The sequence below is a fragment of the Massilistercora timonensis genome (assembly GCF_048354975.1).
Classification (GTDB): Bacteria; Bacillota; Clostridia; order Lachnospirales; family Lachnospiraceae; genus Massilistercora; species Massilistercora timonensis.
In genome coordinates this window covers 1-9,692 of sequence record NZ_DBGCJQ010000093.1, presented here as the reverse complement: position 1 = coordinate 9,692, position 9,692 = coordinate 1, and the positions used below count along the sequence as shown (strand labels likewise).

The 9,692-nt window shown below is 55.5% G+C and carries 8 protein-coding genes; 2 read left to right on the top strand and 6 right to left on the bottom strand.

The genetic code is table 11. The features are described 5' to 3' along the window. The first annotated feature begins 162 nt into the window (after positions 1-162). A complete protein-coding gene (locus ACML7B_RS08325; protein WP_346708080.1) occupies positions 163-384 on the top strand; it encodes a FeoA family protein in 222 nt (73 codons plus the stop codon). A gap of 3 nt (positions 385-387) precedes the next feature. After that, positions 388-2,433, top strand: a complete 2,046-nt coding sequence (gene feoB / locus ACML7B_RS08320) for a ferrous iron transport protein B (protein ID WP_418540557.1) — start codon at positions 388-390, stop codon at positions 2,431-2,433. Between the two features lie 4 nt (positions 2,434-2,437). Here the strand turns inward: feoB and ACML7B_RS08315 are convergent, their stop codons facing one another. The 6 genes from ACML7B_RS08315 to ACML7B_RS08290 form a co-directional block, all read right to left on the bottom strand. After that, positions 2,438-3,025: a YdcF family protein gene (locus tag ACML7B_RS08315; RefSeq protein WP_418540555.1), complete on the bottom strand. Its 588-nt coding sequence runs from the start codon at positions 3,023-3,025 to the stop codon at positions 2,438-2,440. A gap of 146 nt (positions 3,026-3,171) precedes the next feature. After that, the gene (locus ACML7B_RS08310) at positions 3,172-4,755 is read right to left on the bottom strand and encodes a cohesin domain-containing protein (RefSeq protein WP_418540553.1); all 1,584 of its coding nucleotides are present in this window, start codon (positions 4,753-4,755) and stop codon (positions 3,172-3,174) included. Between the two features lie 75 nt (positions 4,756-4,830). Continuing rightward, on the bottom strand, positions 4,831-6,012 hold the full coding sequence (locus ACML7B_RS08305) for an LCP family protein (RefSeq protein WP_418540551.1): 1,182 nt from the start codon (positions 6,010-6,012) through the stop codon (positions 4,831-4,833). An 84-nt stretch (positions 6,013-6,096) separates the two neighbouring features. Continuing rightward, positions 6,097-7,194, bottom strand: coding sequence for a UDP-galactopyranose mutase (gene glf, locus ACML7B_RS08300; protein ID WP_418540548.1), 1,098 nt, complete (start codon positions 7,192-7,194; stop codon positions 6,097-6,099). A gap of 18 nt (positions 7,195-7,212) precedes the next feature. Then, positions 7,213-9,039 carry a glutamine--fructose-6-phosphate transaminase (isomerizing) gene (glmS, locus tag ACML7B_RS08295; RefSeq protein ID WP_418540546.1) on the bottom strand — a complete coding sequence of 609 codons (1,827 nt, stop codon included), beginning with the start codon at positions 9,037-9,039 and terminating at the stop codon, positions 7,213-7,215. Positions 9,040-9,189: 150 nt separating this feature from the next. After that, positions 9,190-9,540 carry a hypothetical protein gene (locus ACML7B_RS08290; RefSeq protein WP_418540544.1) on the bottom strand — a complete coding sequence of 117 codons (351 nt, stop codon included), beginning with the start codon at positions 9,538-9,540 and terminating at the stop codon, positions 9,190-9,192. Between the last annotated feature and the right edge of the window lie 152 nt (positions 9,541-9,692).

Sequence of the window (9,692 nt, the reverse complement as noted above, 5' to 3'; positions counted from 1 at the left end):
CAGGAAAGCGTATACAAAAAACGACAGCAAAACCTCATACAATCCCATCTCTTTCTGATCCTCCTTGATCCCTGCATTGCCAGATGTGTCAAATAATGCTATTATTATAGAGAATTATTCTCGATAACACAAGACAAAAAACGAAAACAGAGGTGTACTAAAATGACATTAAAAGAAGGACAGAACCACCATTCCTACCGGGTCCTCTCCATGGACCTGGATCTTGCGCTGGAACGGCGGCTGGAGGCGCTGGGGCTTACAGAAGGCACCGTCGTCACCATTTTAAATAATGATAAAAAGGGCTCTCTTACCGCCCGGTTCCGGGGGACCCGCTTCGCCCTGGGAAGACGTATCGCAGACCACATCCAAGTAAGGGAGGCTTAACAAATGGAAAAGAAACCGATCACCGTGGGGTTCATCGGCAACCCCAACTGTGGAAAGACTACTTTGTTCAACGCATTTACCGGGGCCAACTTAAAGGTAGGCAACTGGCCCGGAGTCACCGTTGAGAAGAAAGAAGGAAAGACTACCTATCAGGGACAGGAGTTCCGTCTCATCGACCTGCCCGGCACCTACAGCCTGACTTCCTACACCATGGAAGAGACGGTTGCCCGGGAATGTATCATGAGCGGGGAGGTGGACGTGATCGTCAACGTGGTGGACGCCTCCTGCCTGGAGCGGAACCTCTACCTCACCCTGCAGCTGATCGAGCTGGGAAAACCGGTGGTGCTGGCCCTCAATATGATGGACATCGTAGAGGAGCGGGGCATGGAGATCGACCTGCACCGGCTGCCGGAGATGCTGGGTGTCCCGGCCATCCCGGTATCCGCCCGGAAGAAGACCGGCCTCTCCATCCTGATGCACGCGGTGGCCCACCACTCTGAGTATCAGAGCCAGGGACCCTTCATCCATCACCATGAAGGGATGCAGTCTACCCACCGCCACAATCACCATGAAGAATATGCCATGGTCTATGAGGATTACATCGAAGACAAGATCGACCTGATCATCCAGGCCCTGGCCAAAGCCTACCCGGATCTTGCAAATAAAAGATGGCACGCCATCAAGCTGCTGGAGGGGGATAAGAACGTGGCCCAGACCTACCCCGCAGATCTGTCCGGGATCATCGACCGCAGCTATGAGAAAGACATTATCAATCAGAAATACGATTTTATTGAAGAAGTGATCAGAGAGGTCCTGGTAAATAAGAGCAAGAAGGAAGCCTCCACTGAGAAGATCGACCGGTATCTCACCAGCCGTTGGCTGGGGCTGCCCATCTTCCTTCTCATCATGGCCCTGGTCTTCTTCTTCACCTTCACCGTCGGCGACTGGCTGAAGGGATATTTTGAGACGGCCCTGGACTTCTTCTCCGGCGCAGTCTCCGGCGGCCTGGCCGCAATGCACACAAGCCCCATGCTCACCTCTCTTGTGGTGGACGGAGTGATCGCAGGCGTAGGAGGGATCCTTACCTTCCTGCCCAACATTTTCATTCTGTTCCTGGCCCTGGCCCTTCTGGAGGACAGCGGCTACATGGCACGGGTAGCCTTTGTCATGGACGACATCATGAGCCGCTTAGGCCTGTCCGGACGGGCCTTCCTGCCCCTGCTGGTGGGATTTGGCTGTTCCGTCCCGGCTGTCATGGCCTCCCGGGCGCTGGAGCATAAGAAGGACCGGTTCAAGACCATCCTGATCACGCCCTTTATGTCCTGCAGCGCAAGGCTCCCCATCTACGTGCTGTTTTCCTCCATGTTTTTTGGAAAATACGCCATGATCGTGTGCTACTCCATGTACCTCTTAGGCATCGTGGTGGCCATTGTCACTGCATTTATCCTGTCTAAGATCGACGGAAGCCGGGCAGAGCATGCCCTCCTGATCGAGCTGCCGGAATATAAGTCTCCCAACGCCCGCACCATCGGCATCTATGTGTGGGAGAAGGTCAAGGACTACCTGACCCGGGCTGGTACAGTTATCTTCGTCGCCTCGGTGATCATGTGGATCATCCTGAACTTCGGGCCCCAGGGGTATGTCACCGACATCAGCGAAAGCTTCGGCTCCCTCATCGGGCGGACCGTTGTTCCCCTGTTTGAGCCTGCAGGACTTGGCTATTGGCAGATCATCGTAGCCCTGATCGCCGGCATCGCCGCCAAGGAAGTGGTAGTCTCCAGCTGCGGCGTCCTGTTCGGCATCCAGAACATCGCCACCTCCGAGGGCATGGGCGCCCTCTCCGGCATTCTGGCCACCATGGGATTCGGCCCGGCCAACGCCTACGCGCTGATGGTCTTCTGCCTGTTATACATCCCCTGTACAGCCACCATCGCCACCATTCACCGGGAGCTGGAGAGCTGGAAACAGACCATCGGGATCATCCTGTTCCAGCTCCTTATCGCCTGGGGAATGAGCTGCCTGGTGTACCACATCGGGCTTATGCTTTAAAAAGCTACGAATATCCCCGGTAATAATTCACGTACATATGCACATTGGTGCAGATCCACCGCCACACCGCCTTCCGGCGGCTCTCGCCGTCGGCGGCGGGGCACATCACATGTTCCAGTCCAAATTTTCTGGCGTAGTGATCCGCCTTGCGAAGATGCCACCGGTTGGTCACCACCGCGCAGTCTTGCCACCCTTCTTTCTTCATGATCTCACTGGCGTACTTCAGGTTGTGGTAGGTGCTCACCGCCTGGCATTCTACCCGGATCGCTTCCGGATCCACCCCCAGATCTTTGGCGTAAGCCTTCATCACTTCCGCCTCCACAAACTCATTGCCCACCGCGCCGCCGGACAGGATAAGGAACCGCACCTTACCGGTCTTCCAGAGCTCCGCCGCCCGCTCTACCCGGGTCTTCAGGATCCGGGAGGGAGATCCGTCCGCCTCCGCCGGATAGCCGCAGACCACCGCACAGTCGTACACACGTCTCCTCCACCGGGTCTGGGGCCAGCGAAACTCCAGGGAGAAGATGGCAAGATGGACCAGCCAGAAGGCTGCCACAGCGGGCCACAGCCAATTTACGTCCTGCTTTCCCATAAGCCCTTCCCTTATCGTTCTTGTCTTTCTTATCTTACTTCTCTCACCCATCTTACTTTTCCCTCTCCGGTTCACAGGATCCACCTCCCCGCATACGCAAAATGTGCGGGCTTCCGGTCTCCCGGCCTCCCGCACATCCTTTTATACTAGTCCAAATCTACGAAATCCACCTTGAAGGTATCGTCTTCCTCCATATGGCCCCGCTTCTTCTTCGGCGTCTCGCCCAGAAGCTCATCCAGGTCGTCGATGGGCAGCTCATCCGCCAGACCTCTGCCAGTGTATCCCATCTCATCATCGGAATCCTCGAAGTCCAGATCCGCCAGATCGTCAGCCAGATCCGCCGCGCCAAAGTCATCCCCGGCAAATCCGTCCTCTTCGTAGTCTTCCTCCTGGAAGTCCTCCTCTTCAAAATCTTCCTCAGCGAAGTCGTCCTCCTCGAAATCCTCCCCGCCGAAATCATCTTCGTCAAAGTCGTCTTCCTCGAAGTCGTCCTCGTCGAAATCATCAAAATCATCCTCGTCCACCTGCCGGCGTCCGCCCTTGCCGCCTTTGCCCTTTGGCATCTCCGGCTCCTTGTCCTCCAGGTCGATGCCGTACTCGTCATAGAGCTCGTCGATCTCTGCATTCCGGTTGTGGAGCTTCACCGCGATCACGATCAGGATGATCAGGAAGATCAGTCCTGCAGCCGCGCCGATGATAAACAGCAGGTTGAAATGATTATTCACAAAGTTTCTCAGTTTCCCCAGGAAAGAAGAGGTATCCGCCTGTTCCTCAGGCTCCTGGGAGGTATCGGCCACCGTGAACCTCTGATAGGTATTCTCCGCTTGGTCGTACTGATAATATCCGGTCTCCCCGTTGCTGTTCATGGCATAGAGCACATAGAACCCGTCTCTTGTGGTGTCCTGCCATACCGGGAAATCCTTGCCGTTTAAGGTAAGATTCGCCTCCTGGTAAGTGGAAGGAAGATCCACCTGGGAAGTATCACTTAAAATGATGATGGAAGTGGTGTCGGAAATAGTCAGCTGCTCATAGGGAGAAAAGGTTGCGCTCTCTGTATTGTACAGGAAGAAATCTCCGTTCTCCTCTCCGTCCAGCAGATATCCCAGCGTAGCGCCGCTGGTCTCATTGGACACCATCTGCCGCTGCTGGCCGTCCAGTTCCACCTGGGTCCTGGAATAGCCGCTTGGGATGTCCGCATCCGGGAAATCATCGGTCAGGGTATAAGCCGTCCCGTTGACCTCCACCTGCATATCCTCTCCAATGGAGCCAGACGAACTCTCGGTGATCTTGGAAGGGTCTCCCTCCCCGATCTCCACCCGGGACTGTCCCTGGGTCATGGTAAGAGAAGTACCGCCTGCCGAAGAGATGGTAGCGCTGTCGATGGCGATCTCCGTGGTGCCTTCCTGCAGCGCCTGGAAGGTCATGGTAAATTTCACTTCCGAGGAGCTTCCGGAATTGGTGAAGGTCAGGGCTCCGTCCCCGTCCTTGGTCACCCCGTCGCCGGAATCAAACCGCAGATAGGCGCTGTCATAAGTCAGTTTCATCTCCACCTCTCCCACGTCGCCGGAAGTAGAGCGGATCGCACAGTCTACATTTACCATCTCGCCTACCGCTGTCTTTGGGTCTGTGAAGGAAATCCTTCCGTCCTCTGCATGAGCCACCATAGAAAAGCAGGGGATACAAAGACACAGACTCATGAACAGAATGCCGATTTTCTTGAACATCTTCATTGTTTTTTCCTCTTTCTTCCGTAAAATCCTACTTAATATATTATTTTACCATATCTCTTCTGTTTTTACAAAAGATTATTCCACTGAAATCTCACCGGAAGCCTGATTTCCCGTGCTGTCTGTGATCACCGGGCCGCTTGTGGTCTCTTCTTCCCCGTCTGACGTCTCCTGATCCAGGCCGGCCGGCCGTACTACGCCGGTAAGATAGGCGATATTGTCCGAGATCTGCTGTACAGTGCCGGACACGCCCATGCTGCTCTCCTTGGGGTAAAGGAACTCATGAAGCTCTTCTACATTTTCCGCAAGCCCCTGGGCGATCACCACGCTTCCCGCGTTCTGATAACTTCCGTCCGCCTTCTCAAAGGGGAATCCGGTGTTGTCCCCCAGCTTGTACTGGGCAGCGCCGGATGCAAGGCCGATGATATCCGTCAGGGAAAAGCTGGTGGACACCTGCGGAAATACGGTATCGATGATCTCATTTACCGTTGCAAGGTCCATATGTACCGCTTTCTCGAAGATCCGCTCGATCACCACCCGCTGCCGCTCGGTCCGCTTAAAGTCTCCGCCTTCCAGCTTCCTGAGCCGCGCGTAAGTCACGGCCTGAGGACCGTCCAGGTTGTACACGCCTCCGCCGGACAGCTTGTTGGCCTTCTTGCCTGCCGCCTTGGCAGTCTCGCCCACATAGTGGTTGAGCATCTCCGCCTCCGCATCAGTGACATTGATCTCAATGCCCCCCAGAAGGTCCACCACGTCCGACATGGCCTTGAAGTCCACCGTTACATAGTTCTCGATATCCAGGTCCAGGTTCTTGTTGAGCATGTTGATGGCCTCTGTGGGACCGCCCCGGAAATACGCCTGGTTTGCCTTGTGATAGGTCTGATCCATCTGTTCCAGCAGAGTATCCCGATAGACGGACGCCATCCGGATCTCCTTGCTGCTGTTGTCGATGGCCGCGATAATGATGGTATCCGCGTGGGTCCCGGCCTCCAGCTGGCCGTCCCTTGAATCCCCGCCAAAAAGGGCGACGGTAGTATATCCCTCCCGGTCCGCCCCTTCGTTGATCTCAATATCATCCGCATCGATGGTCACGGTCTGAAATTTATCGTATTTTGCCATTACATAGGCAGTACCTAACAAAAGCATCAGAATGATGATCTCAAATGCCAGAAGCACTGCGCGCCTTCTTCGCCGGTTTCTCCGTTTTTTCCTGGCTTTCGCCGTACGCACCGCTTTCAGCTGCTGTTTTTTTCTCGCCATCCTTTGCCTCTCTTTACACTTTTATTACGATTCTGTTACAAAATTCTACAATATAGTACTATATTTTTCTCAAAAACGCAACCTCTAGTGTAATTCTTTCTCAGCAAGCTCAAGAGCTGCCCCCACCACATGGTGCATATCCATGTAGCGATAAACCCCAAGACGCCCTCCGAAGACCACTTTCTCCTCCCGGTCGGCAAGCTCCCGGTACCGCTCATAAAGCCGGTTATTTTTCTCATTGTTGATGGGATAATAAGGCTCGTCGCCAGGCTTCCACTCCGCCGGATACTCCCGGGAGATCACCGTCTTCTCCTGGGTCCCGAACTCAAAATGCTTGTGCTCGATGATCCGGGTATAGGGCACCTCATACTCGGTATAGTTGACCACCGCGTTCCCCTGATAGTTCTCCATGTCAAGGACCTCTGTCTCAAAGGTCACTCTGCGGTACTCCAAAGGTCCATAGCACTCCTTAAAATAAGCGTCCACAGGCCCGGTGTAGATCACCCGCCGTGCCAAAGCGTCAAGCTCCTCCCTGTGCTCCAGGTAATCCACGTTCAGCCGCACCTCCGCCTTCTCCAGCATCTTCCGGATGATCTGGGTGTAGCCCCCGACGGGGATCCCCTGATAGAGATCATTAAAGTAATTGTTGTCATAGGTAAACCGCACCGGCAGCCTGCGGATGATCTCCGGCGGAAGCTCCGTAGCCCTGCGGCCCCACTGCTTCTCCGTATAACCCTTCACCAGTCTTTCGTAGATGTCTCTTCCCACCAGGCTTAAGGCCTGCTCCTCCAGGTTCCCAGGATTCTCCACCCCGCACTCCCGGATCTGGGAGGCGATCTTCTCCTTCGCCTCCTGGGGCGTCACTACGCCCCACATCTTATGGAAGGTGTTCATATTGAAGGGCATGTTGTAGATCTCCCCTTTATAATATGCCACCGGGCAGTTGGTATACCGGTTAAATTCCGCAAACTGCTGCACATAGTCCCACACCTTCCGGTTGCTGGTGTGGAAGATATGGGCGCCGTAGCGGTGCACCTGGATGCCCTCCACCTCTTCCGTATAAATGTTTCCGCCGATATGGGAGCGCTTCTCCACCACCAGGCAGGTTTTGCCCCTTTTTCCCGCTTCATATGCAAATGTGGCTCCAAAAAGGCCGGAGCCCACGATCAGATAATCATACATCCTTCTTCCTCATTTCTTTTATTCTACTGTCACCGATTTGGCCAGGTTCCGCGGCTTATCCACGTCGCAGCCTCTTCCCACCGCGATGTAGTAGGCAAAAAGCTGCAGGGGGATGATGGCCAGGGAGTTGGTAAAGTACTTGTTGGTCTCCGGGATATAGATCACGTAGTCCGCCGCCTTCTCCACCTGGGTGTCGTCCTCGTTGGTCACCGCCATCACAAAGGCGCCTCTTGTGCGCACCTCCACGATATTGCTGATCATCTTCTTATAGAGATCCTTCTGGGTCAGCACTGCCGCCACCAGGGTCCCTTCTTCCACCAGGGAGATGGTGCCGTGCTTCAGTTCTCCCGCCGCATAGGCCTCCGAATGAATGTAGGAGATCTCTTTCAGCTTCAGAGACCCCTCCAGGGAGATGGCATAATCCACGCCCCGCCCGATAAAGAAAATGCTCTTGGCCGCCAGATACCGGTTGGCAAACCGCTGGATCCGCTCCCGGTTGTTAAGGGCCATCTCCACCTGGGCCGGCAGGGCCTTCATCTCCTCGATCATCTCTCCTAAGCCCGCCTCATCCAGCTCGCCCCGGTCGTAGGCAAACTTCATGGCCAGCAGGTAGAGGGCGATCAGCTGGGCGGAATAAGCCTTGGTGGTAGCCACCGCGATCTCCGGCCCCGCCCAGGTATACATCACGTTATCTGCCTCCCGGGCGATGGAGCTTCCCACCACGTTGACGATGCCAAGCACCCGGGCGCCTTTCCTTTTGGCCTCCCGCAGGGCCGCCAGGCTGTCCGCCGTCTCACCGGACTGGCTGATGATCACCACCAGGGTCTTCTCATCCAGGATGGGATCCCGGTAACGGAACTCTGAGGCCAGATCCACCTCCGCCGGGATCCTGGCCAGGCCTTCGAACACGTACTTGGCCGTCACGCCGGTATGATAGGCAGAACCACAGGCCACGATCATGATCTTGCCCACCTCCCGGATCTCCTCCGGCGACATATTCAGCTCCTCGATCACGATCTTCCCGTCCTTCAGTCGGGGAGAGAAAGTATCCGTAATGGCTTTTGGCTGCTCGTACATTTCCTTCAGCATGAAGTGCTCATAACCGCCCTTCTCCGCTGCGTTCACATCCCAGTCGATCTTCACCAGTTCCTTCTCCACCGGCTCCTCGTCCACGTTGAAGAACTCCAGGGAATCCCGGGTCATTCGGGCGATCTCTTCATTTTCCATATACACCACGTCCCGGGTGTACTTAAGGACCGCCGGCACGTCGGAGGCGATGATACAGCCGTCTTTTGTCCTTCCAGCGATCAGCGGGCTGTCCTTGCGGACCGCGTACAGCTCATCCGGATGGTCCCGGAAAATGATCCCCAGGGCGTAGGAGCCCTCCATCCGGTGCATCACCTTGGTCACCGCCTGCAGCGGGTTCCCCTGGTAATAGTAATCCAGAAGGTGGGCGATCACCTCCGTATCCGTGTCAGAGATAAACTCATAGCCCCGCTTCTCCAGCTTTCTCTTCAGCTTCAGATAGTTCTCGATGATCCCGTTGTGGACCACCACGATACTCTCGTCTTTATTCATATGAGGATGTGCGTTCACATCGGATGGTTCCCCGTGGGTGGCCCAGCGGGTGTGGCCGATGCCCAGAGTCCCCGGCAGAGTGGCTCCGTCGTGGGTCAGCTCGCTTAAGACCTTCAGACGGCCCTTGGATTTGACCATCTCGATCTTCTCCCCGTCATAAACCGCGATGCCCGCCGAGTCATAGCCCCGGTACTCCAGCTTGGACAGGCCGTCCAGCAGGATGGGCGCCGCCTGGTTAGTTCCGATATATCCTACAATTCCACACATAGTCAGTCCTCCATTTTTGAGTCACAGATTTGCACAAAACACTTCTTTTTTTGCATTTTCGGGTTCCATTGTATCAAAAAACAGGGGAAATGTAAACAAGAGGCCGGAAAACATCCGGCCTCCTGCAGGTTAAACTTATATAAAATTTTGTTAATTATTCTGTGGTGGTACCGTCCCCGGTGCCCTCTCCTGCGCCTTCGCCAGAGCCCGAGCCGCCAGATTCACCAGAGCCACTTCCGCCAGTGCCACCTTCGCCGCTTCCAGAACCAGTGCCGCTTTCGGATCCAGATCCTGAACCACTTCCTTCACTTCCACTGCCGGTTCCGCTTCCAGACCCAGAACCGGAACCACTTCCTTCACTTCCACTGCCAGTTCCGCTTCCGGAACCAGAGCCGCCGCTTCCACTGCCGGAACCGCCGCCACTTCCTTCACTTCCACTGCCAATTCCGCTTCCAGAACCAGAGCCGCCAGAACCGCCGCTTCCACTGCCAGTTCCGCCACCGTTATTTCCGGTACTGTAATTATTATTCTCCTGAGCCCGGTCCTCCGCCGTAGGCGTGTAGGTCTGGCTGTTCAGAGTAGCGTCGTCCGTCGCCTCCCGCTGGCCCACTCTGGCCACGATGGCGCTGCTGATGTTCTTCACTTCCGCAGAC